The 23,733-nt window shown below is 55.3% G+C and carries 20 protein-coding genes; 1 reads left to right on the forward strand and 19 read right to left on the reverse strand.

All coding sequences use genetic code 11. The features are described from left to right. Window positions 1-40: 40 nt before the first annotated feature. Window positions 41-1,330, forward strand: a complete 1,290-nt coding sequence (locus AC0L6S_RS14255; protein ID WP_473424693.1) for a glycosyltransferase — start codon at window positions 41-43, stop codon at window positions 1,328-1,330. A gap of 41 nt (window positions 1,331-1,371) precedes the next feature. Here the strand turns inward: AC0L6S_RS14255 and AC0L6S_RS14260 are convergent, their stop codons facing one another. The 19 genes from AC0L6S_RS14260 to AC0L6S_RS14350 form a co-directional block, all read right to left on the reverse strand. Further along, on the reverse strand, window positions 1,372-1,842 hold the full coding sequence (locus AC0L6S_RS14260; protein WP_473424694.1) for a GspH/FimT family pseudopilin: 471 nt from the start codon (window positions 1,840-1,842) through the stop codon (window positions 1,372-1,374). Window positions 1,843-1,876: 34 nt separating this feature from the next. After that, entirely contained in the window at window positions 1,877-2,314 is a 438-nt protein-coding gene (gene gspG, locus AC0L6S_RS14265; protein WP_473424696.1) for a type II secretion system major pseudopilin GspG, read from the reverse strand. Window positions 2,315-2,388: 74 nt separating this feature from the next. Then, the gene (locus tag AC0L6S_RS14270; RefSeq protein ID WP_473424697.1) at window positions 2,389-3,603 is read right to left on the reverse strand and encodes a type II secretion system F family protein; all 1,215 of its coding nucleotides are present in this window, start codon (window positions 3,601-3,603) and stop codon (window positions 2,389-2,391) included. Between the two features lie 24 nt (window positions 3,604-3,627). Further along, window positions 3,628-5,355 carry a GspE/PulE family protein gene (locus AC0L6S_RS14275; RefSeq protein WP_473424698.1) on the reverse strand — a complete coding sequence of 576 codons (1,728 nt, stop codon included), beginning with the start codon at window positions 5,353-5,355 and terminating at the stop codon, window positions 3,628-3,630. A 47-nt stretch (window positions 5,356-5,402) separates the two neighbouring features. Continuing rightward, entirely contained in the window at window positions 5,403-6,767 is a 1,365-nt protein-coding gene (locus AC0L6S_RS14280) for a glycosyltransferase family protein (protein ID WP_473424700.1), read from the reverse strand. 4 nt (window positions 6,768-6,771) lie between these two features. Beyond that, the gene (locus AC0L6S_RS14285) at window positions 6,772-7,968 is read right to left on the reverse strand and encodes a glycosyltransferase family protein (protein WP_473424702.1); all 1,197 of its coding nucleotides are present in this window, start codon (window positions 7,966-7,968) and stop codon (window positions 6,772-6,774) included. Between the two features lie 42 nt (window positions 7,969-8,010). Next, window positions 8,011-10,233 (reverse strand): glycosyltransferase, encoded by a 2,223-nt coding sequence (locus tag AC0L6S_RS14290; protein WP_473424703.1) that lies wholly within the window; start codon window positions 10,231-10,233, stop codon window positions 8,011-8,013. Window positions 10,234-10,281: 48 nt separating this feature from the next. Next, on the reverse strand, window positions 10,282-11,511 hold the full coding sequence (locus AC0L6S_RS14295) for a hypothetical protein (protein ID WP_473424704.1): 1,230 nt from the start codon (window positions 11,509-11,511) through the stop codon (window positions 10,282-10,284). Between the two features lie 83 nt (window positions 11,512-11,594). Beyond that, a complete protein-coding gene (locus tag AC0L6S_RS14300) occupies window positions 11,595-12,389 on the reverse strand; it encodes an ABC transporter permease (RefSeq protein WP_473424705.1) in 795 nt (264 codons plus the stop codon). Then, a complete protein-coding gene (locus AC0L6S_RS14305) occupies window positions 12,386-13,807 on the reverse strand; it encodes an ABC transporter ATP-binding protein (RefSeq protein WP_473424706.1) in 1,422 nt (473 codons plus the stop codon). Before AC0L6S_RS14305 ends, AC0L6S_RS14300 begins: the two co-directional genes overlap by 4 nt. A gap of 77 nt (window positions 13,808-13,884) precedes the next feature. Continuing rightward, on the reverse strand, window positions 13,885-14,814 hold the full coding sequence (locus AC0L6S_RS14310; protein WP_473424707.1) for a peptidylprolyl isomerase: 930 nt from the start codon (window positions 14,812-14,814) through the stop codon (window positions 13,885-13,887). 103 nt (window positions 14,815-14,917) lie between these two features. Continuing rightward, on the reverse strand, window positions 14,918-15,853 hold the full coding sequence (locus AC0L6S_RS14315; RefSeq protein WP_473424708.1) for an InlB B-repeat-containing protein: 936 nt from the start codon (window positions 15,851-15,853) through the stop codon (window positions 14,918-14,920). Window positions 15,854-16,065: 212 nt separating this feature from the next. Further along, window positions 16,066-17,601, reverse strand: a complete 1,536-nt coding sequence (locus AC0L6S_RS14320) for a hypothetical protein (protein ID WP_473424709.1) — start codon at window positions 17,599-17,601, stop codon at window positions 16,066-16,068. A gap of 299 nt (window positions 17,602-17,900) precedes the next feature. Continuing rightward, complete coding sequence (locus AC0L6S_RS14325) at window positions 17,901-18,302, reverse strand: hypothetical protein (RefSeq protein WP_473424711.1); 402 nt, start codon at window positions 18,300-18,302, stop codon at window positions 17,901-17,903. Between the two features lie 60 nt (window positions 18,303-18,362). Further along, a complete protein-coding gene (gspD, locus tag AC0L6S_RS14330) occupies window positions 18,363-20,570 on the reverse strand; it encodes a type II secretion system secretin GspD (RefSeq protein WP_473424712.1) in 2,208 nt (735 codons plus the stop codon). A 2-nt stretch (window positions 20,571-20,572) separates the two neighbouring features. Beyond that, window positions 20,573-21,160 carry a hypothetical protein gene (locus AC0L6S_RS14335; RefSeq protein WP_473424713.1) on the reverse strand — a complete coding sequence of 196 codons (588 nt, stop codon included), beginning with the start codon at window positions 21,158-21,160 and terminating at the stop codon, window positions 20,573-20,575. A gap of 49 nt (window positions 21,161-21,209) precedes the next feature. After that, window positions 21,210-21,803, reverse strand: coding sequence for a type II secretion system protein GspM (gene gspM, locus AC0L6S_RS14340; protein WP_473424714.1), 594 nt, complete (start codon window positions 21,801-21,803; stop codon window positions 21,210-21,212). Further along, window positions 21,800-22,831 carry a PilN domain-containing protein gene (locus AC0L6S_RS14345; RefSeq protein WP_473424715.1) on the reverse strand — a complete coding sequence of 344 codons (1,032 nt, stop codon included), beginning with the start codon at window positions 22,829-22,831 and terminating at the stop codon, window positions 21,800-21,802. Before AC0L6S_RS14345 ends, gspM begins: the two co-directional genes overlap by 4 nt. Continuing rightward, a complete protein-coding gene (locus AC0L6S_RS14350; protein WP_473424717.1) occupies window positions 22,818-23,732 on the reverse strand; it encodes a hypothetical protein in 915 nt (304 codons plus the stop codon). The genes AC0L6S_RS14345 and AC0L6S_RS14350 overlap by 14 nt, the downstream gene beginning before the upstream one ends. Window position 23,733 lies beyond the last annotated feature (1 nt).

Consider the following 23,733-nt stretch of genomic DNA (forward strand, 5'->3'; position numbering starts at 1 on the left):
TCCCTATACAGTGCCGCCTGCATTTAAAAAGGCGTGACCGATGGATGGCAGCGAAGGTAGTCCGCATCTCCGGCCAGTGACAGTGATCGTCCCCGTCTACCGGGATATCGAGTTAACAAGGGATTGTCTCGAGTCAGTACTGTCGAGTGATCTACCCGACAACACAACCGTGGTCATCATTGACGATAACTCACCCGAAGAGGCGGTCACTGAGTACTGTCAGCAGTTGAGCCAACGCAACAGTATTCAGCTGGTGGTCAACGAGGAAAACCTCGGCTTTGTGGGTACCGCAAACAAAGGTTTCACACTCGACACCGAAGCGGACGTCATCCTGCTCAATAGCGATACCACGGTATCGGGCGACTGGGTACAGCGGTTGCGGAGCTGTGCATACCGGGACGACGATACCGGGACAGTAACGCCTTTTTCAAACAACGGGACAATCTGCTCCTATCCTATACCGCTGTACTCAAACGAGATACCAGAACGCTGGACCGCGACTGAGCTGGACCGCGCGTTTAAACAAGGTAATGCCGGCCTGCGCTGCGAAATTCCAACCGCTGTAGGCTTCTGCATGTACATCAAGCGAGCTTGCCTAAACGCAACCGGCCCGTTCGACGAAGCGTCTTTCGGGCATGGCTATGGCGAAGAGTGTGATTTTTCACTACGCGCGAGTGCAGTGGGCTGGACGCACGTTATCGCCGCGGATGTGTTTGTCTATCACGCTGGCGCTGCGAGCTTCGCATCGGAGTCGACAGGCAGAAAACGATCAGCCGACGCGATACTGGCCAAGCTGCACCCGGACTATCACGAGCTCGTCACTGATTTTACAGGGCGAGATCCACTCTATGAGTTCCGCAGCAATGTGGATGCCATCCGCCTGCGTGAAAAACCTGACGATACCGCCAGCATATTGCATGAGCATCTTCGTTTTACCCGCAGCATTCTGGACAGCTCGACACTGACGCGTAACAGCCTGCGAAAGGAACAGGAGCAGCGCCAGAAGCTCGAGGTGATGCTGAATGAAACAAGGCGCCGATTCGGCGAGACTGACAGCGCGCTGGCCGAGGCCAAGAAAATCCTCACCAGCACACAACAACGCTTTACCGAGACAGATGAGGCACTCGCCGAGGCTCAGGCGGTAGTGGTCCAGCTCAACGACGATATTACACGGCTCAACGGCGATATTACACGGCTCAACGGCGACATCGAACAACTCAGTCAGGCACTCAGGCAATCACAGGCAGACAAGTTGTCATTACGTGAACAGATAAGCGCTATGGAACAGAGCCGGTCATGGCGGTACACAGCCTGGCTGAGGAAGAAATAGTCTGGGCCACAGTGAAATCGCGGGAGTAAATCGCCCGCCTGTCAGAACTGTGCCGCGGCAATTGCATCACCGCAATCGGCCTTGCAAAGTGTTACTCTGCCCAGCAGCCAATCAACATCTACCTGCACCCATACGCCACTGGCACTTTGCAGCCTTACGTTACCGCCACTGGAGCTTCCATCTGCGTAAAAGCGAATAACGCCGGCGCCATCGCGATTGAGTTCCCGGGCACCGACGACCTCCAACTGCACGTTATCGGGTAACTGCCGCTCTTTGCTCCCCGCCACTATTGTCTGGGTTTCGGGGTAGACAAGCACATCAACTTTTGCGCCGCTCCTGATGGCCCCATAGCGAGCCGACGATAGCAGGTCTACGACATCATTGACTGCCCCGTGATACTGCGAAGACTGGTAAAGCCGTTGCATCGCCGGCGCGCTGACCCCAAGCACAAGTGCCGCCACTGCAATTGCAATGATCAGTTCCAGCAGGGTAAATCCACCCGTATTCGACACCGGGAACACGTTCGCGGCCCTAACCGACCTACGTTCACCAGTTTCCCACATCGGTGTTCTCAGATTCTCCGCCCTCAGCGCCATCCTGGCCCAGCGAGTAGATATCAATGTCCGCGCGAGTGCCAGGGTAGACATAGTGATAATCGTAACCCCACGGATCCTTGGGCACGCCAGATTTCAAATAGGGCCCATTCCAGCCGTCGGCATCGCCGGGCTTCTGAACCAGCGCCTGCAGGCCGGCATTACTGGAAGGGTATTTGCCGACATCCAGTTTGTACATTTCCAGCGCCTGCTCCAGATCCTTGATCTGGATTCTCGCTGTTTTGGTTTTGGCACCACCGAGCTGGTTCAGAACACTGGGGCCAACTAAACCCGCCAGCAATGCAATAATCGCCAGAACGACCAGCAGTTCAATCAGCGTGAACCCATTAGAACGAGCGTGTAATCTGGACTTTCCAATGAGTTTTCGCATCTGTATTTTCCCGTTGTGTGGCGCTGTGGCTGGAGTGATACCGGTCTCGCTGAGTATCGTAGTCGTTCGGTACGCTATACGGCGAGGTCATTCACCGACATTATACCCATTAAGATGGCGATAATGACAAAGGCAATCACACCACCCATCACCAGAATCAATACCGGTTCCAGCAGGGTCAGGCTTCGCTTAACTCCCGCCTGCACCTCGCCATCGTAAACCTCGGCCAGTTCCGTCATCATCTCGTCCAAACTGCCGGATTCCTCACCCACACGCACCATCTGAATAACCAGTGGAGAGAATATCCCCGCTTCCTCGAGTGCGGCAGACATTCGCTGGCCCCTTTTGACTGCCGGCTCAAGCACGTTAAGCGACGCTTTTATATGGCTGTTGTCGACAGTCTCTACCGCGATTGAGATCGCGCGTAGTAGAGACACACCGTTGCCCAATAAAGTTCCAGCGGTTCTGGAAAACTTGGCCACCTCATACTTGAAAACAATAGGTCCGAACACCGGCAGCCGCACCAGCGACTCATCGAATTTGGTCCGGCCCTCGTCTGTTCGCAGCCAACTACGCACGGCATATACGGTGATGACGAGCAACACCAATAGCAACCAGCCATAGCTCTTGAGCAGGTCGCCCGCGGCAATGACCACCTGGGTCAGCACAGGCAGTGCATCCCCCATATCACTGAACAGTGCCTCGAACTGAGGTACGACAAAACCCAGCATGCCGACAATCGACAGCACTGCCACTGTGAGCAAAATGGCGGGATACACCAGCGCTGAAATCACGCTGGACTTTACCGATTTCGCATTGACAAGATAGTCAGACAGGCGCGTCAGAACGTCAGCGAGATGACCGCTGGCCTCGCCTGAACGCACCATGTTGACATAGAAGTTACTGAACACCCGGGGATACGCCTGCAGCGCCTGGCTCAACCCCTTCCCGGCCTTGACGGAATCGAGAAGGTCTTGCTGCAGTTCACGAAGCTTTTCATCGCTGGCCATATCAATAATAACCTTGAGCGCCCGATCAATGGGCAGGCCTGCACGCAGCAGCACTGAGAGTTCTCTTGTCATTGCCAGTACATCGTCGCTGCCGGCATTTCCGGGGCCCAGAGCGTCTTCATTCGCCCCTCTTACGGCTTTGCCGGAGCTTTCAATACTCAACAGGGTCAGGCCTTGTGCGCGCAGCTCCCGCGATGCCAACTCGATTCGGTCAGCCGCATACACACCCTGCACGCTTTTACCGTCTCTCGATATCGCCCTGTAGCTGAAGGTAGCCATAGTGTTTTTCGTCTACCCGCTTGTCTAGGTCGCAAGATTTACTTCGTCACTGGCGACCACCGGATCCTCAGCTTCCTCCTGCTGATCCAGGCTCACTCGCAGTATTTCTTCCATCGACGTTACCCCGAGGGCCACTTTCTTCAGCCCATCCTCAAACAGTGTATGCATGCCATTTTTTCGGGCAACCGCATGCAGAGTGGTGGCATCTGCCCCGCTGAGAATCGCATCGTACATCGCGCCATCCAGCACAAATAACTCATGAATACCTGTTCGACCGCGGTAGCCCGTATGCTTGCAGGCATCACAGCCTACCGCTCTGTAGATAGGGTCCTGCGGCGATTTCATAAATCGGTCAAGGCCATGTCGCGAAAAGGCCTCTGAGGAGGTACTAACCGGCTCGCGGCAGTGCTCACACAACTTTCTAACCAAGCGTTGAGCCAATACCCCGTTGACCGACGACGTAATGAGGTAGCGTTCAATCCCCATGTCTTCCAACCGGGTGATGGCAGCCGCAGCCGTATTGGTGTGCAGGGTCGACAACACCAGGTGGCCAGTGAGCGCGGACTGCACACCGATCTGTGCGGTTTCACCATCGCGCATCTCGCCAATCATGATAATGTCCGGGTCCTGGCGAAGGATGGATCGCAACGCAAGTGCAAAATTCAGTCCGATCTGGGGTTTTACCTGTACCTGGTTAACACCCCGCAGCTGGTACTCCACCGGGTCTTCAACGGTGATTATCTTCAGCGCTTCAGAATCCATGGATGACAGTGAGGCGTATAGGGTGGTTGTCTTGCCAGACCCTGTTGGCCCAGTTAACAACAGAACCCCATGAGGACGCGACAGCAGCTCCTGGTAACGATGCAGAGTGTCCTCGCTGAACCCCATATCCGTGAGGCTGAGCTGGATACTCTGTCGATCCAGCACGCGCATAACGATGCTTTCACCGTACACCGTGGGGATGGTCGAAACCCGCAAATCCAGTTCATGGCCTTTTACCCGGGTCATGATCCGGCCATCCTGGGGCAGACGTCGCTCGGCGATATTGAGGTTGGCCAGCAGCTTGATACGCGAGGCGATGGCCGGTGCAAAACTTGCCTGGGGTGCATCGGCGGCGTCGTGTATCACACCGTCGACGCGGTACCGCAGGTGCAGGCCATCATCAAAGGGCTCGATGTGGATATCCGACGCGCCCAAATCGAGGGCGCGATGGATAAGCTGGTTTACCAACCGGATGATGGGTGCCTCACTCGCCAGATCCTTGAGGTGCTCGATAAATTCCTGGTCATCCGAGCTGGACCCGAAAGCTTCTTCCTCCGGCTCCTCCGATTCGGCCCCTTTCTCATGCCTTTCCAGCGCACTGAGAATGTCGGACTCCAGCCCCAGGCACAGCGTGACGGGGCGGTCCAGCGCCATCTCCAGTGCCTTGCGCAGGTATGAATCCTGCGGCACAGTCGCAGAGAAACGGGCTGCCTCCTTGTTTACCGCCAGCGGGACAACTGAATGACTCATCATGAAATCAAGCGAGACGCCGGCAGCGCTAACGGGCTCTTCGGGATAATCGGCCGCAGCCAGCAACGAGACATCAAGCTGGCCCGACAAGGCCCGCGCGACATCACTCTCGGAAACAAGGCCCAGTTTAATCAGCACCTGGCCAAACAAACCGCCCATCTCCCCCTGGGCGACCAGCGCGCGCTCGACATCTCTGGGGGTAATCTTGCCCCCCTCAACCAGTAGTTCACCCAGCTTCATATCAGCATCAGCTCTCGGGCAGGAAAAATACGCACGGCGTCAGCCACTTAGCCCAGTTCATGCAGCGGCTTATCGCTCAGCATTCTCTTCAAGCTTTTCTGTATGTCATAGGGTATTACCCTTTGCAAGAGTATGAATACGCCTGTGTCACTGAGAGAGAGCAGCAATCGTAACAAGCGCGTTTTGAGCTCGGCCCGTCCAAGAGCGGCAGGCCGCTTCATATACCCTTCAAAATCTTTCAGTTCATCACTACCGGAAACCGCGACCTCGGGCAGCATCGTCAGGTAGTCCCGCCTGTATTGAAATTCGTGTTGCGAAGGCAAATCCTGCCCGATCCATTCGTGAGCTTGATCGCTCTCGAACAATTCTGTGCGCACGGCCGTCAACTGCTGAAGAATCTCATCGACGCTACTGCGGTATGGAAAGCTAAAACTCAGGGGCCGATCACGCAGGCGCTCGGGAAATGCCCCGACATCGGGCGCAAGCACAGGCAGCCCCGACCTCAAAGCGTGAGAAAGCGTGTAACTGTAAACCTCGGCACACAGCGCGGGGAACCACACGAGATCGATTGACTGCGCGACCATAAGCTGGGCTAGTTCCTGCTCTTCATAGCGCCCCAGAGACACTATGCTGTCGTCCAGGCGGCGATACGCCTGGCCAAAATGCACAAACTCAAAAGGCAGGTCCCCCTCACGCGCAGCAATTGCACATTTATCCAGTCGGTCGGCGCCTTTTTCTCGGCTCAACATGCCCAGTACTGCGACACGCAACTTGCCACGGCCATCTCCCTGGCGCTTTACTGAAGGATAGGGCGCATCGAGCTCCCAGTCCGGATGGAAACAATCCAGATAGTTTGCGTCGGGATAGTGCATTCGAAAAAGCCGTCCGGTGAAGTCACTGGGACAAAAGACACGCTCAGCCGACCCCAACAGCGTCGCGCTCATCTTCCGATATTGCTCCAAATCCGCACACCAGGAAGGTAATTGGGCCACGGACGGGGAGTTCTGCTCCGAAAACTCCTGCAGGTAGTAGCCCTTCCTGTCATGCAATGTGGTTGAACCATTTATCAAACTGTAGTCGTGCGCGGTAAAACTGTAGGGTAGATTCAGCCTGTCCGGAAGGCTCCAGATTTCTCCCAGAAATCCAAATAAATGGTGAATGTGTATATAGGAGACTTGCAGAACGCGCAACAGCTCCAACATATCCGGGAACTGGTCGCGCTGGTGAAAATACCAGACGTCCGAACCGAGACTCAACTTCACGTAGTTCCGGGGCTGACTCAACAATTTGACGACTTGCGCCTTGCCAGCCAGAATCTCTTCGAGCTGCGCAATATGACGATCGACACCGCCGTGCATATCGTGGCTTACAAACAGAACCGTCCTGGCGGAAGCTGGCGTCACAGAGGTCATAGCGTTAGCGGCTCAGTCGGCTCAGAAAACGCTGGCGGCCAAGCTTCACTCCCAGGCGCCGATATGCCGTTGACAAGCTTCGAAAAGCTCTCCAGCTCATTGAATGACGGATAGTATCAAGCTCCTGCCGCAATACATTCACCATATCATCATGGGGGGTGCTCCCTTGTTCAGCCAACCCGGCGTTGCTCCGAAACCAGGACTGGTAGCTGTCTCCAGTGCGCGGACATGCGTAGGGATCCGGAAAGCGCTGGGCCAGCTCTTCACGGTAGCGGTAGAGCAGCCGCTCGGCCGGCTTCACCTCGTCACCATTTTCATAGAATGCATACCAACACGGCCATTTCCCTAACTCTCCCTGTCCCATCTCGTCACAGCGCCGCAGATACCAATCCCTCAACTGGTATAATACAGGATTATTGCCGCCGTAAACTTGTAGCATGAGATTCTGCGCTCCGCTGTCGATGCCCGAAAAATGATAGAAGCAGAGGGGCGCCCCATTCACAAATATCCCGCTGACAAGATCACCCGTGATATCACGGCTGTTTATATTCCATGTTGAAACATTGTATTGTGGATCCCGCAATATGCCCAGATCAGGAAAAAAAGCCGGTGCCAGATCACCCCATTTCTGATCGGTAAACAACCCCTGCTTCTTGTCATCAAAACAAAAATCGCGCAGGCGGTCACTCCACCAGTTGACGAAACGCATCCCCTCCGATGAGTTCCTGACAGCGAGAAAACCCAGATTGAATACCCCGTGTTTCAGGCTGCTGACCTCATTATCAAGGATGGCTGAGCGACTGGTCTCAGGTACTGTTTGATGAGGTGTCATCAGTACACTATGCTGATCCAACTGCTCAGATATCGCCTCAACTCCGGAGAACAGCACCATATCGGGATCGAGAAAAACGATTTTGTCCGGCCCGTGACGCCGGAATATTTCCTGAAAACCAAGGCCTTTTACCGCCGTGCATAGCTCGACCACATCGTGCTGGAAGACCCACGATTGTTTGCTCTCGATATCCAGTTCATCCAGTAAAATCAGGTGATCAAAATCCTCCTGCTCCAGATTAAATCCCTGCGGTGGCCGGTCGCACAGCAACAGGTGAAACACAGCATCGGGCACATGCTCCTTGACCGAGTGCGCCAGCACCCGTGCCTTGGGAATATAGTTACTGCTTATGCTTGTAAATATGTGCATCGACCACTCAAATACAATTGCAAATAGCCACCCGCCAGGCAGCTACTTGCCGCCAACTCGACCAGCAAATTTGCACAGTAACCTGCCTATGCCACCCCGCAATCCCGGCGGCAGGCTGGGAGTCTGGCCGACCTTTCTACCAGTGTAGTCGAGGAAATCTGCCAGGACTTTACGATATGGTAGTTGATGATTGACATGCAGGGCCTTGCCCTGCTTGTCTGCACCGCTTCGCGCATACGGGTTTCCGTAGGACCGCCTTGCCAGCTTATAGCGGTTCAGAGGGATCTTTTCGGGCTCAGGCTCCAGCGCGACATACGCTTCGACCATGGTATCGGCCGTTCGCACAGTATGCATTAGTAAACGCTGCCTGGCCTGCTGCAGGAGTTCCCGTTGGCTGAGCAATACTTCCAGTTGCGCGAGAACTGCAGCCGGGGCCGGCTCAACCAGCCACCCATTATCACCTTCTTTAACGCGATCTACAAATGCCCCCAGCCGGGTAGCCAGTACCGGAATACCCGCCGCCCAGAGCTCGCTCAGCGTGTAACTGAATGTCTCAGGTACCACCGAAAGCAGCAGGCCCAGATCGGGGCTGTACTGATTCAGAAGCCCACCAAGCTCGTCACTATGAAATGAATCGACAACAGTAACCTCCGGCAGTGACTTGAATGGCTGTCCAGCTTCGCCTACACCCAATAACAAGACATCGGCAAAACCGGTTAGTTCCTTAATGATGTCATTGACAATAGCCCAGCCTTTTTCCTCAGTCAGCCGGCCCAGGATGACCAGACGAAGCCGTTCTCGCGCCTCTCGGGGGGGCGACGTTGGTACCAGCGAGGACGCAAGTGTTGTACTCAAGCCGTGCGGCACAATATGAACCTGCTTTTGTTGCAGACGCGGCGCCAGCGAACGGTAACGCTGCATGACAGATTCGCTCGGTGCCACCAATGTGACATTTTCCTGCATGATCAAATCGACAAACCGTAATCTGGCCGCTAGCCAGTAGTCATCACTGTCCCATTTGAAAAATGAGTGAATAGGGTTTTCCCGTGAACAAGCTCGCATATCTGATTCAGTGCAGGAATGGCAGGGAGATCCAAAGGTTGCATAAAGTGCGGGACAAAATGGAAAGAAATCATGGAAAACCACTGTCGTCGGCAACGAGGTTCTCAGCCAATCGAGAGAATGACCTATAAGAGAGGAAATCACGAGAGATTCAACGCTGTACTGCGCGATCAATTCTTCGATAATTTTTCGGCATTCGGGATTGCCCAGACTCATCGCGGTCACGGGCTCGGACAGGGTCCACTTTCGCACAGGCAAACCCATATCCATTGAACGATACAGCGCGACGGCCTGACCAAATGCACTGATGTCACCAATAGAGCGCAAGACCAGATGGTTATGGCTGGTATCGGCTGCGATATAGTCTTCCATCCAACGGCCCAGCCCACCTCCCCAACTGTGCCCGACATGCAACTGTACAGGCAAGCAGGGAACCAGTTTTGCCGGCGGCTCCTGTCGCTTCGACAACTCGGTAAGGGCATGCCGCAGGCTGCGCAGCGGATGTCGCACAATATAGGCCGATTGATACGCTTCAGGGAGAAATCCGATGGTATTGTCATAGGGTGCTCTTGAATCATCTACATACACCCGATCAGTTGCTACGAGGCTCTGGCCATGGTTTCGCAGTGCATTCAGAAGCTGGTGATCATTTTCCACCCGGCCATGCTCCCCACGCCAAAAATCACCCTGTAGCAGCAGGCAGCTGGCCAACAACACCGGGACGGTAAACTCGATGCCCTCAACATAGTCGTTAAGCCATTGGTCTATGTCCTCAACCGGCAGACCCGGGTTATGAGCTGTGCTGGAAAACACTGAAAAAACGGGGTGGCGCGCACACAGGGGTGCGACAGCTGCAGCGTCATACGCACATTGTCCGGCCGCTACCAGTCGCGCATCCCAGTGTTGTGGAACAACAGTACCAGCGAGCACAAAAAGCGTTCGGCGCGAGGTAAAATCATAATGGGAACATATCGTTGCCCATTGATTTTGTTGATCGATTGCGGATGGGAGGCTGTAGTCAACCGGAAGCGTATTATTTGCTAACTGCTTGCGTACGTCAGGACTTTCATAGGCGAGGATTGACAACCGGGAGCCCAGTGAATTCGCCTGTACACTTGCCAGCGTCAGGCTGAGCTTATCGACCCCTGCCGGGGTAACGACAACCACCACGCACCATGACTCATCCAGAAACTGGCTTTCCATCGAGCAGCCCAAATCTACATTAAGGTACCCGGAACCATGACTGCAACACTATACTTTTTCACGGTATCCGGAAGCTTTTGCGACAGACCATAAGAAGCACACAAAACCCTTCAGGAGTTGGCGCTTTATCCAGGTTGCGCCGCGACCGGCCACCACGAGAGAGTGGAAGTACCTGGCCAGCTCTCCCAGCACTTCTGCTGCGGGAGTTCCCGGCGCGATACGCACCGCCCCTGTGTTGGGATGTTCTACCGGATGCGCATCATACCACGCCTTGTAACAACTACTCCCGCCGGCCTGGAATGGATTCGGAAACGCCCGCTGCAAGTCCATGCGCTGCCGGTAAAGCAAGCGGTGGGATTTGCTGATGAGCTCACCATTACTGAAGCGAGCATATTTTGAAACCAGGTTCCCGAGCTCCGACTGCCCATAGCCCTCGCACTCGGCGATATACCATTCACGCAACTTGAACAGTATCGGACTCTGCGCGCCATAACGCTCCAGCATGGTAATCTGATCTCCACTGTCAAAGCCTGAGAAATGGTAAAAACCCAGCGGTTCACCATTTATCTGTATGCCTTCCTCCAAAGACCCGGTCGCTTTGCGGTTTGCGAGATTCCAGGTGGCCACGTTAAATGCAGGAGACCGCAAGATGGTAATGTCATCGAAGAAACAAGGCGCCAGATCAACCCACTTCTGATCGGTAAACAGGCCCCTGGGAAGATCATCGTGACAATACTTCAGCAAACGCTCTGTCCACCATCGCGCGAAACGCCTGCCTTCCGAGACATTCCTGACGCCGAGAAATCCCAGGTTAAATACACCGTGACGCAAACTCGACACTTCGTTATCGAGTATTCCCATATCACTGGGTTCCGGGTCTGTCTGGTGTGGTGTCAAAACGACACTGCTCTCGGACAGGGCCTGCTGCAGTTCATCCAGACGACCAAACAACACCATATCGGGATCGAAGTAGAAAACCTGCTCCGCGCCACACTGCGTAAAGATATGTTCCAGTGCAACACCCTTGACGGCGGTGCACAGCTCAACGACTGCATGCCCAAAGGCCCACTGCGGAAACTCACTGGTGACCAGCTCTTCAGCGTAAATAATATTGTCAAATGGCTCGGCGGCAAGGTCGAAACCTACAGGCGGATTATCAGACAGCACAAGGTGAAACTGCACCTGCGGATCCGCTTTCTTGATGGAATGCGCCAATACCCGCGCCTTGGGCAGGTAATTGGAGGTGATACTTGTATACACATGGACATTTTCTGCCATTTCAATGTTACCCCGTTCCGATAACGCCATCGTCTGGCGGAGGCGCTAATTGGCTTCGGACAGTCGCCTGCGATCTGCTGCTGCTAAAGCACATCGGCAAATCCGCGCCGCACTTTCTGGAAAAAGCCATACCCTGACAAGCAGCTCGCAACACCGACCGTGTAGATCACCAGGAAAAACCGGGCGTCCGGAATCGCACCGCCGATAACGCAGCTACGAAATGCCTCAATATAATATGTCATTGGATTAAGCATCATGATCTGGTAGAAGTTGTCGGGCACAGCATCGATTGAGTAGAACACCGGACTCAAAAACATCATCGCTGTCGCTACAAACCCAGCGACATAGGTGACGTCCCTGAGGTAGACAGATAGTGCGCTGACAAACCACGCTACGCCCGCAAGAAACAGCAAAAAAGGCAATACCACCAACGGTGCCAGCAATATGACTGGGCTGATGCCAGCGCCAGATATCAATAGAAACAGCACCAGCACACCAAACGATATTACAAAATTAAAGGCGGATGCAGCCAGCGTAATCAACGGGATAATCTCGAGTGGAAACACCACCTTTTTGACGTAATTTACATTTTCCTGAATCAGGGTGGGTGATCGCGTGATTAGCTCCGCAAACAGAAAATACATGATCAAGCCGGAGAAAATGAAGCCGGCGAAAGGCACGTCCCGGCCATCGTACATTTGCGGCAACCTCACCTGGAAAACCAGACTGAAAACAAAGTAATACACCAGCATCAACAGCACCGGGTTAAGAATGGACCAGAACAGGCCCAGCCACGAACCGCGATAGCGGGCCTGTATTTCCCGCACGACCAGCGCGAAGAAGAGATCGCGATAAATGGGGAGCGACAGGCCAGTCATTCGGAATCCTGATTCTGGGTGATACTGCAAAAGGCCAGGGGAATTCCCATAATACCGTGAACCACCGGCCCCTTTTCCGCGCGAAATACCAGGGCATCATTAAGCCAACAGTGCTGGATATGCTCGGACTGTGTACCCGAAGCAACAGAGACGGAGACGATATATTCGCTAATCGCCAGGTAGGGCATGGTAATACCAAAACTCACAGTGTAGCTACAGCCGGCCTTGGCGGTAATTTCTTCACCGTGGTGGATAATAAGGTTGTTGTCGCCGAGAATCACCTGACCGAGCCTGTCCTTGATTAGGAAGCCGACGATCAGCCGCTCCAGGTCACGGTGCGCAACAAACGTGAAACGCAGTGCAATGGCTGAGCCACCCAATATTCCAGACAGTCTGCGCCCTTCCCGGTCAATGAAACAGGCATCGGTTATCGTCGCTGCACCATCACCGAATCCGCTCGCTTTCTCGTCGAATCGATGAACCTCCATGGCGTTGTACAGCGCAGGGCTACCCTCAATCTCCTCGCGGGCGTCAAACCACGGTTCAAACTCCTCAAAAGCCGCTGTAGGAACAGGAGTCTCCGCACCATCGTCGCCGGCTTGTTCAACCGGCGCTATCGGCACCAGCGTCTGCTGTTCCGAATAGATGTGCTCCAGGTACTTGTCGAGTATAACGCTTGGCTCGCCCAGCCCCATCTGGCGCCCATGGTCCAGCCACAACACTCTGTCGCACAGGCGGCTCACCGCACCGGCATCATGGCTGACAAACAAAATGGAGCCCCGCTGCTTGAACTCTTCCAGATAGCGCATGCACTTCTGGGAAAACAGTACATCTCCCACTGCCAGCGCTTCATCAATTATCAGGATATCGGGATCCACATGAACTATCACCGAGAAAGCGAGCCGCACAAACATGCCGCTGGAGTAGTGTCTCACCGGCTGATCGACAAAGTCGCCGATACCTGAAAACTCGATTATCTGCGGCATTTTGGCGTCGATCTCGGTCTGAGAGAGGCCGTAGGTCGCCGCATTCAGCCTGGCGTTTTCGCGCCCGGTAAAATCCGGATTGAATCCCGCCCCGAGTTCAAGCAGCGTAGCCACCCGGCCGTTGCAGGCAAAAGAACCGGTCGACGGCTGCAGTATACCGGCTACAATTTGGAGCAGCGTAGATTTACCCGCACCGTTACGCCCGATAATCCCAAGTGTCTCGCCGCGCCGCAGATTAAAACTGACCTGCTCCAGCGCAGTAAAACTCTCACAGCTCACCCGATAGCCCGGCACAAGGTAGGCAAGCAGCCGCTGAATCGGCTTGCTATAACGTGTGTACTGCTTGCCAATACCCTCCGCCACCAGAGCCGCATCAGTAGAATCGGGCCGCACATCCGGGATGGATTGAAAGGAATCAGTGGGTGTCATCATTGGCTACTGACGCGAGGAATAAAGTGCTGCCGCCCGGCCCGAAAACGCAGACGGCGCGGGCATGGAAAGCAGACCAACTAAGGTTTGGGCGATTTGTTTTCGGCCCCGGCCGAATAGCGCTGCTCGTACTCCTCCAGCAGCGGGAGATCCACTTCCAGACCAAAGTCTACATCACCGCCTTTTACTGCGGCAATTCTTGCCTGGCTTATCTGCTGCCACAGCGTCTTTTTCAACTGCTGCGTAATCTTTGCCTTGGACTCGTCAAAGCTTAATTGCTTGGCCGGTTTACGGTCATTGAAACGAATAATGTGGTAGCCATATTCTGTCTCCACCACATCGGATACGTCACCCGGCTGCGTCATCCCGAAAGCTGCGTCTTCAAACGGTTTAACCATCCGATTGCGCGGGAAATAGCCCAGGCTACCACCCCTTGCCACACTGCCCTCGTCGTCACTGTACTCCTTTACCAGTGCATCAAAATCTTCGCCGGCTGCCAGCCTGGCCGCGACTTCGTCAGCTCTAGCCTTGGCCTCTTCACGTGTGCGCTCCGCCGAGGAAATGAGGATATGCGCCGCGCTCACCTGCTCATCACTCTTGTAGGTGTCCTTGTTGGCCTTATACTCTTCCAACGCCAGCGCATCCCAATCCTTTGTCTCCATTTCGGCTTCCACCTCAAGCGAAACCTGACGCTTCATCAGAAGGCGATCCCTGAAGTTCTCCACCTGCCAGTCAATTTCTTCGTGGTCTATCTGCGGGTTTTTCTCGCCCAGTGAGGCGAGTGCTCTCACCACATAGATATTTTCAAACACTGCCTTCACGGCCCCATCCTTGGCCAACGTCCTGCGGCGCTTTTCGCCGGTGATACCCTGCTCCGCCAGATAGCGGTCGAAGTCGTCGGTAGTGACGACAAAGTCCTCGGTCTTCAATACCACCTGACTCTCAGCCGATGCCGCCGCACAGAAAACCAGCGAAGCCAACACCACCAAAAATTTAATGCGTACGCTCAAAATCACTTACACTCCGCGTCAAAAAACAGATTTACAACCATATATAACCAAAAAGCTCCCCGCCGGGCGGGGAGCTTCAATTCGGGGAGGGACTATAGCATGTCTACTGACTACTTGTTACAACGTCCCGCACGATAGAGCTTGTTGCAGTCTCCGCACTGGAGTGCTCCATATTCAGGAAGTACACCTGCTCGGTAGCCAGAGTACAGTAGTTGTTAGCGAACTGGGTCCAAGTAAAGGAGTACGTCTTCACTGCCGGGCCACGACTGCAGCGAGAGGATATAGGCGCTCCACCTGGCGTGAGTGATACCCAGACAGTCGCCGTAGCCGAGGCATAACCTGGAGACGTCTGGAACTGGAAGCGCCCGTACGAGGTTGTTGATTCCGACGTCTTGAACTTCGACACAAGGATTTTGCCCTGTGGGATCGTCACAAGCGTATCTTCAGTTGCCGGAGAAGCCCAGTCGGCCTCTGATATGTCGTACCCACATTGTATGGTAGTACTGTTTTCACAGACAAGCTCGTCGGGTTCCTGCTGCTCCTCGGAACAACCAAATTCATCTACCGGCTCACCTGCAGCGGTTCCAGGGCACTCATCGTCGACATCAAAGACGGTATCGTTGTCATCGTCCGGGTCAGTGCGGTCGGGTTCACCGTCGCCATCCGTATCAACGCCGATATCGGAGTAAACAGGCATCAGAGAGAATCGTTCATAAAGAAATAAGGGCAAAATTTCCGCGGCTTCTTCCTCAAAACCCTCCAGAGAGACGATGCAAACGGGGTCGGTAGAATTTGCGCAAGCCATCCCGCCTCCATCCTGCCAGCGCACAAAAACATAGCCGTCGGCCGGCGTGGCAGTGAAGCTCTGGCTGAAAGATTCATCAGAGATCTCAATATCACAGACTGAACCTGCCTCACAGCTTCCTTCACTCCATGTAACAACACCACCCGTTGGCGAGATAACCTGCACCTTACAACCCACAGCCACTGTACAAATGCTGAGAATCAGCAGAAGTTTCATATGCTTGATAACGTTCATTCTAGGAACCCTTCGTGTGCGCTTACTTAATGTCCGGGCGGACCGCCCCAGTGCGCGCATATTACCAATACCACTGTTACGCCACAATATTAAAAGCAATGAAATAATTACTATCGCAGGAAACGAGTAACAACATCGCTCTGCAGTGACCCTATAACAACGAAAAAAGGCGCCCGAAGGCGCCTTTATCGTGTCTTGCAGTATCGATCAGATTACGGAGTAGTAACGATCGACTTGAAAGACTTGTGCTCAACTGCAGCTGCGTAGTTGGACAACACACTACCACCGTCCAGAGTACCGTTAGTGTACTCAAACACTGCGAAACCAGTTGCGGGCAAACCTTCGAAAGTGGTTGTGCCTGCCAGGTCAGTCAAGTCGCGCGCACCAGCGGGCAAATTGGTAACCAGACTAGTTGTCAGGAAGTCGAGGTATGCCCAGCCTTCCAGGTACTCAGTGCCGTAGCCGTAGAGAATCGCAGAGCTAGCACCGATTGCACTCTCATCACCGAAGCTGATAACGCTAACTTCAGTACAGATGGACAGATCGGGACCTACAGGCGCAGAAGGCGGTGCAGGTGAGAAGATCGGGCCATCAGAGCCGGGGGGCTCAAACGCTTCTTCACGGTCCCAAGAGACCAGAGAAATCGGCTCACACGCGCGAATACCGGTCCAGTTGCTGGAGAACGGAGGAATCGCGTCTGTACCCGGAGTACCTTGAGTGTACTCACTCTTGGTCGGCATTGTGATAACCCAGTCAGTCAGTGCGTTGATATCGGGATCGATCACGTAGTCGTTCGCGATACCGGCAGACTGGAACAGGGCGCTAACAGCGTCAATACCGTTGGACATTTCATACTCTGTGGCAACAGCGTCGTTGAACAGCGTTACGAACGAAGTCGCATTTTCCAGACCCGGGCGAGTGTCGCCTGGCTCAGAGTGCAGGTCAGGTGAACCCAGAGCAGTGTCAGCAAAGCCTTCGATAGCAGTGGCGTCATAACCGACAGCCGTACCACCTTGGACATTGATCACTACACCGAGACCGTAAAGACCGCCGCCTTCCCAAACAGTCAGCAGTTGACGCTGGGGATCTACCAACCATGTGCCGTCAACGCCAGCAATGTTACTCCAGGCATTAACCAGTGCACCACAGTTTCTAGGTACGCCAGTAGCGTCGTGAACGGCCGCAGCACCCAGACCGGTAGACGGATCAAGCTGACCCATTTCGATGATTTCGATATAGCCTTCGGTAGTACGCACAAGGCCTGTTTCCGCATTGCTGTTCAGCTCTGCGTCATCCAGGTACTCGTAGTTCACGAAAGGCTGGTCGCGCAGGATTTTACCGTTAGGCAGCACAGTCTGAGTACCGGCCAGAGGACCGCTACCAGTTCCGAGCTCAGGAACAGTACATGAGTTATCGACGGTACGGATAATTGCACCTTCACCGAATTCCCCTGTTTCCGGGTTGCTGGTGATTACACCGGCCCACTCGTCCTGAGGAGACAGGTACAGGTTAAAGTCGAGCACCTCGTCGCTGTTGCGCGCTTCGATAAAACGCACTTTAACAGCCTTGGTGTAGTCCGTAGTGTTTACCACGTGGACGTAGGTGTCGTTCCCATTGGCCGAGGAGAAGAAAGGATATACCAACGTCTCACCCAGACCCCCGTCGTTGATATACATTGATCCATTCGCCGAGACCGCACCACCCAGCAGAGCAGCAGATACGGCGAGTGACATGGCTTGTTTTTTCATGTGTTACTCCTAATTAAAAAAAATGGTCTAACAGTTCTAAACGGCCCAACGGAATTTTTATCACCCGATAGTTAGTTTTTTAACCTGCCTGCCCCATCAGCTCACACTGCGGAGCACCTTTAACCGGCCCGCTCAATACTGGCTGATTGTCGCGTACTTTAGCACAGCACTTTTCGGCGTACAACATTCAAATAGCGCGAGAAAATGTGACATTTTCAACTATTTATCCCCCGAATTTACTGCTCCAGAGTAGGAAACACGGCCGTATTGCGCCTTCGCCCTACAGAGACCCAAATGGGTTATCGGGCGTAAATATACCACTGGCCACCCACTTCGATCCACACTTCATCGATGATTCGGGTATTTTCCACTTTGGGGCGCACCAGAACATACCGGATCGCTACAGCGACATCACACCTGTCGGTTTCACAGTCGACTCTCTCCACCTTTGCCCCCCGCCAGTTAGCCACTCCCGCATACTTGGCACTGTACTGCTGCCAGGTAGTGGTCTCGCGAAATGCCGGGGACAAAAAGGAGAACGCTTTTTCAATATCGCCGGCCATCAGCGCATCCAGATGCTGCTGCGCGCGCTTCGTCACGCGCTGCTGCGGGTCCTGGAATGAATCCATTATCGCGCAACCACTCACGCCCAGCGTAAAAACCATAGCCACAGTAATAGTACGGCATAGCGAAACGGACATCCGGCGCATCCTCCCTCCTTCAAATAACTGAAATTTCATATAAAGACCAACACGATCGGCTTAGTTCGACGATTTTTCACCGGCGCCCGGATCAAGACGGGTCTCGGTGAGATAGCTGGAGGAGCGCGATACGTCGATCAGCTCAAGCCCCTGCATCTGCTTGCGCATTTCCCGGCTGACATCGCGCAGATCCGCATCACTGTAGATCGCCCGGGGGGTAATCACCACCAGCAGCTCCGTCCGCACACCAGACTGTGTCTTGGTGCCAAACAGCGGCCCTACCCAGGGCAGGCTGTGGAGAATAGGGATGCCGCTGCTACCGCTGCTCTTGTTTTCCCGGATCAGGCCACCGAGCACCACCGACTCACTTGAACGCACGGCCACTCTGGTGCTGATTTCCCGTTCCAGAAACGTACGCTGACCCGCACCTTCCTCATCAACCGGGCCAACATCCGTCACCGACTGCTCAACATCCATCGTCACCAGACCGCCGGCATTGACCTGCGGTGTAACGGAGAGCATCACGCCAGTGTCCTTGTACTCAATGGAGGAGATTTCATTACCGCCGTCGGTAAAGGTAGTAGAACTTTCGACCGGCACCTGATCGCCCACCTGGATCTTGGCAGTATGGTTATCCAGCACCATCAGCGAGGGCGATGATATGACGTTCAGCAGATCATCAGAGGCCAGCGCATTGAGCACGGCCCGGATATTGCCACTGCCACCGACCACTGAGTAAGAGAAACCCGGCACCTGGGCGGCAATAGCGGTACCGTTTACCAACTGACCTATACCCGTGTTGTTGCCGCTCAGCGAGTTTTCGAAAGACCACTCCAGCCCATAGCGCAGCTCATCGGTCAGGGTGACCTCAATAATACTCGCCTCGATGATCACCTGGGTCGCGGCGATATCCAGCCGCTCCATGGCCGTCTGAATCTTGCGGTACTCGCGACCGGTAGCGTAAATCAGCAGCGCGTTGTTCTCTTCGTCTGCCACAACCCGGACATCACCGACCATGACATTCTGGCGCAGTGCGCCGGTGTTGCCGCTGTCCGCCGGGGACATTTCGCCGTTGGAAGAACTGACCTTTTCAGGTGTATAACCCGGTGCAACCCCACCTGTACCAGCCCCCTCTGTGCTGCCAGCACCGGAGAATATCGCGCTCAACAGATCGGCCACATGGGCGGCGTTGCTGTTTTGCACCTCATAAACATAAAGACGCTTTTCTGAGTTGCTGTCGGCTGCCTGGTCGAGGCGATCTATCCAGGTCTTGACCCGCGCCAGGTAGTGGGACCGCGGTGTCACCACCATGATACTGCCGAGCCGCTCTACCGGGATAATGCGGATCAAACTGCCGATGCCGCTGGCAAGCCCCTCTTCACCGGCTTCGCCCTCAGAGCCCAACATTTCGGTTAGCGCAGCGGCCGTCTCATTCACCGAGGAGTTCTCGATGGGGAATATTCCCACCGACATACCGCTGAGCAAGTCCACATCAAAGGTGGTAATAATCTCCTGCCACCCGTCGAGTTGGGCGCTTGTCCCTGCCAATACCAGCAGGTTACGCACGGAATCAACCAGTACGAAGGCAGATTCATCTGCCACCGGGCGCAGAATCTCCACCATATTTTTCGCGCCGATATACTGCAGCGGCACAATGATATTGCTATAGCCGACAGTACCGCTGGATGACGCACTGATACTCGGGTTCAATTTACTCATTTGGGCGGATGCGCTGATAAAAAACCGCTCATCCTCCCCGCGAACCATCAGGGCATTATTCGCCTGCAGCAGGGATTCCAGTATCTTCAACAACTGATCCCGGGGAACAGGGGTGCGCGTGCGCAAGGTCACCTCACCACTGATAGGATGCTCCACAATGTAATCGAGCTCCAGAATATCGCCCATAATCGCGTGCACCACCTCGACCAGAGGGGCCTGCTCGAAATCCAGGCTAACCGCATCGCCATAGAGCTTTATCGGCGTCTGCTCCGGGGGCATCTGTACGACTTGATCTGTACCCACATATAGCGTTTCCACGCTCTCCACATACGGCTCGTACTGCCCCGTCGCAACATTGCGAGCCTGGCTGCCCGAGCCGGCGGTGGCGCCGCCCGGTGTTGAACCCTGCATCGCCGTCGCGGTCAAGGCGTCAGTAATACTGTCCGCCTGTTTTTCCCGGGCAGATCGCTGCTCCTGCTGCAGAGTCGTACAGCTGGACAGCACCAGAGCAAGGGGCATCACCAATAGCCAGTTATGAAAGTTTCGCAATTCTATTCGCCTGTAGTTTCATTATATTCTTCTGAGGGCTGCCTGCTCGCCCCTCCACCCGTCCGGGCACTGCGTTTGCTGGCGATGGCACCCTCGGGCTCTTGCGGAACAACGAGGGCGTGCTCCAGCTCCAGCACCTGTTCATCCGCGCCGCTTTTGAAAACAACGCCATCGGCCAGCACCTCGGTAAACTCCCAGCCCCGTACCGAGTCCCCCAGTCGTATCCTGCGGCGCTCACCCTCGTCGGAGACAATGATACCGGGCACACTGCCTGTGTACATTCCCAGCAGTGTCAGGTCGCCGAGCGACCTGCTGGCCCGCGGCTTAGTGGCTTCCTTCGACGCATCCGCTACATAAGCCTGCCGGCCTGCCCAAAACAAAGGCCGCGCTACCAGCGCCCGGGACAGCGCGTCGTCAGACGACTGCGGAGACAGCAGATCTCCCACCTGCAGAGACTCCTCTGCAGGAAAGATATACTCCGGCTCAGAGGTAAACATTAAGCGTGCGCCACTCCACACAAGTTGCAGCAGAAGAATGGCCGTCAATACAAGAGCAGCCCTGCGCAGCTGTTGTTCCGCAGCATTTGTCATTGGCAGCAACCCACCGCTGGCACAGGCAATGCGACGCCAAAAGACCTCATTAACCCGCCAACCTTAACGCGAATAACTGAAATCGCACGGTAACGGTTCGCGGATCACCTTCCTCAGCGCTATCCTGCGCGGCCGCCCGGCGGCTGCTGCGGCGAGCCCGAATGGGTGAAACGGTCACTGATTCCGTAAATACCAGCGGGCGCAGCTGCTCGAGGCGCAAGAAAGCATCGTCCAGCTCATCGATATTACCCTCTGCAGTGATATCGAGACTGAGGCGGTCGAAGCCCGCAATGCTCTGCGGCGACAATATCTGGCTACCCGAAACCGACAGGCCGGCATCCTCCATCAGCTCGCGCACATCCTGCTGCATTGTCGCGGCTGTGGCAGCGCTGTCCCTGTCGGACTGATAGGCGAGGTCCCGCAATACTGCAGCAGCCTGCTTACTGCCCTGTTCCAGCTGATTCAGGCTCTCCGCAATCCCCAGCAAACGAGCCGACCTCGGCTCAATGGACTCTATTTCCGCGGCGAACTCCGCCCGCAGCAGCCAGAAATGCAAAATCGCATACAGCAGTAATAGCATCACCAGGCCTAGCGAGCAGCCCACAACAATGGTCGGCCTGTCGACTTTAAACCCCAGCGTCATTCACTTTCGCCCTCTGCGGCCAGAGTCAGATTCAACACAAAACGCTCCATGTCCGAGCTCACCTTCTTGATCGCAATCGGCGCCTCAACCAGGGCGTATGCCGGATGATCCAATAGCTGCTGCATAACCTGCGCAGCATCCCGGGACTCCCCCTCCACCCTGATCTGTGTTCCCTTGACCTCCACAGCAGACACCCAGGTATCGTTCCCGAGTATCTTGGCAAGCCTGCGCAGCTCCAGATATGGCGCTGGATACTCCACCAGCAGATCATTCACCGCTGCAATGTTTGCTTTCGCAGACGCGAGGCTGGTACGCAATTGTACTGCGTCTCGCGACTTCTGCTCTACGTCTGCCTGGATTGCCCGCACCCTTTCCAACTCCAGATATTTAGCGCCTGCATCAATCGCAAACAGCGCGACAAAAACCACCAGGCAGTAGGCCAGCATCAGCGCCATACGGGTGAGCCGACGAAGATTTCTCTGCTGACGCCCTGCTTCGCCAAAGCCCGATAACAGCACCACCCGCTCTCGCACCTGCGCCCAGACCTCGAAGGTTGCCGCACCCTGCGTGTTTTGCTGGGACGCAATAAACGCCATTACTGAACTTCTCGACGTGATCACCAGCTCCACGTCCATATCGTGTTGCCGGCGCTCACTAATTACCCAGCCATAGCAGGTGTCGTCCGCCGGAAACGGACTATTGTACTGTATTTCCAGTGCCACCACCGAGCCCAGATCGGCCTCGGCCTCTAACGGCAATCGCAGGGTCCGTGCCAGCACCAGCCGCTCTGGCAACAAAATAGCCTGCGCAGCCACAGCGTCTTTCACCACCGGCTCCGCGACCGGCACACCCGCCTGGTAGTAGGCTACCTCACCGCCTTCCCGGCGCACCTCGACGACCTCATCGAAGGCGACCAGTACTGGCGAATCCGCGCCCCACAAAAATTCGCGCCAGCCAGCACGAAAATAGTGCGGAATCCGGCGCACGTCATAACCGAACAGGCTCCAGGGTTGGCTAGTCTCGAGCATAATCGCCCTGCCCACTGATTAACACAGCCTCGCCCATATCAGGCACGGCCCGCACGGCCTCTGTGCGAAAAAACTGCCACGGCAAACCGCCTGCGACCCCCGGCTCAAAATCGACCCAGCGCCGGCGCAGGTAAACGGTGTTGTCGATAACCAACAGCGCATCCGCGCGGAACGCCTTCGACCCCGATGCCCGCTGATAGTTCATACCAAACGTCACCGAGGGTGCCGAGTCGCCAGCACCGGCAGCGAAACGCGAGAGCGCCTGGTTCACAGCACCCTCTCTACTCGTCCCTCCCAGCGCCTGCAGTACCGGTATAGGCGCAGACATCCAATCGACCGCAGGGCTGCCACCCTCACTCACATGGACAGCACCCTGAACGGCCTCAAAAATTTCCCGATTGACACCCGCCACCTTCATCAAGTCTTCCAACACTTCAAACTCACCACCGCCAGCCTCACCTGTTTCCACCGCCGCCGAACCGCGCCACTCTACCACACTGGCGGCCAACTCGCGGGCTGAGCTGCTATCCAGCCCTGCGACGAAAGAGAACAGCGCGGACAACAAGCTCTCCGGCGCCTCGTTCAGGTCGATCAGACCGCTCAGTGGCGTGAGAACGACCGCCACTTGCAACTCTCCAGCCTGGTGAACCCCGTAATACGGTGAGCGCCCGTCGTCACCACCTACCACCAGATAATCGGCGAGCGCCAGTTGAATCGCCCCGTCGCCGGCCGCCTCCGCTTTCGCTATGGCCAGCTGCAACCCGGATAACCGGCTATCAACCCTGACCTGCATAACAATGCCCGCCACCAACAGCGACAACGCCGCCAGGAACCAGACGAGTATCGCCAGCGCAACACCAGCTTGCGAGCTACCGACACGCAGCCCAACGCGTCCCCTCATA

It is taken from the genome of Halioglobus sp. D3-4 (assembly GCF_055809315.1).

What these genes read in the sequence shown, in the direction of transcription:
- AC0L6S_RS14255 (WP_473424693.1), top strand. Translation starts at nt 41, where the DNA reads ATGGATGGCAGCGAAGGTAGTCCGCATCTCCGGCCAGTGACAGTGATC.
- gspG (WP_473424696.1), bottom strand. Translation starts at nt 2,314, where the DNA reads ATGCGAAAACTCATTGGAAAGTCCAGATTACACGCTCGTTCTAATGGG.
- AC0L6S_RS14270 (WP_473424697.1), bottom strand. Translation starts at nt 3,603, where the DNA reads ATGGCTACCTTCAGCTACAGGGCGATATCGAGAGACGGTAAAAGCGTG.
- AC0L6S_RS14275 (WP_473424698.1), bottom strand. Translation starts at nt 5,355, where the DNA reads ATGAAGCTGGGTGAACTACTGGTTGAGGGGGGCAAGATTACCCCCAGA.
- AC0L6S_RS14280 (WP_473424700.1), bottom strand. Translation starts at nt 6,767, where the DNA reads ATGACCTCTGTGACGCCAGCTTCCGCCAGGACGGTTCTGTTTGTAAGC.
- AC0L6S_RS14285 (WP_473424702.1), bottom strand. Translation starts at nt 7,968, where the DNA reads ATGCACATATTTACAAGCATAAGCAGTAACTATATTCCCAAGGCACGG.
- AC0L6S_RS14290 (WP_473424703.1), bottom strand. Translation starts at nt 10,233, where the DNA reads ATGGAAAGCCAGTTTCTGGATGAGTCATGGTGCGTGGTGGTTGTCGTT.
- AC0L6S_RS14295 (WP_473424704.1), bottom strand. Translation starts at nt 11,511, where the DNA reads ATGGCAGAAAATGTCCATGTGTATACAAGTATCACCTCCAATTACCTG.
- AC0L6S_RS14300 (WP_473424705.1), bottom strand. Translation starts at nt 12,389, where the DNA reads ATGACTGGCCTGTCGCTCCCCATTTATCGCGATCTCTTCTTCGCGCTG.
- AC0L6S_RS14305 (WP_473424706.1), bottom strand. Translation starts at nt 13,807, where the DNA reads ATGATGACACCCACTGATTCCTTTCAATCCATCCCGGATGTGCGGCCC.
- AC0L6S_RS14315 (WP_473424708.1), bottom strand. Translation starts at nt 15,853, where the DNA reads ATGAACGTTATCAAGCATATGAAACTTCTGCTGATTCTCAGCATTTGT.
- AC0L6S_RS14320 (WP_473424709.1), bottom strand. Translation starts at nt 17,601, where the DNA reads ATGAAAAAACAAGCCATGTCACTCGCCGTATCTGCTGCTCTGCTGGGT.
- AC0L6S_RS14325 (WP_473424711.1), bottom strand. Translation starts at nt 18,302, where the DNA reads ATGTCCGTTTCGCTATGCCGTACTATTACTGTGGCTATGGTTTTTACG.
- AC0L6S_RS14335 (WP_473424713.1), bottom strand. Translation starts at nt 21,160, where the DNA reads ATGACAAATGCTGCGGAACAACAGCTGCGCAGGGCTGCTCTTGTATTG.
- gspM (WP_473424714.1), bottom strand. Translation starts at nt 21,803, where the DNA reads ATGACGCTGGGGTTTAAAGTCGACAGGCCGACCATTGTTGTGGGCTGC.
- AC0L6S_RS14345 (WP_473424715.1), bottom strand. Translation starts at nt 22,831, where the DNA reads ATGCTCGAGACTAGCCAACCCTGGAGCCTGTTCGGTTATGACGTGCGC.
- AC0L6S_RS14350 (WP_473424717.1), bottom strand. Translation starts at nt 23,732, where the DNA reads ATGAGGGGACGCGTTGGGCTGCGTGTCGGTAGCTCGCAAGCTGGTGTT.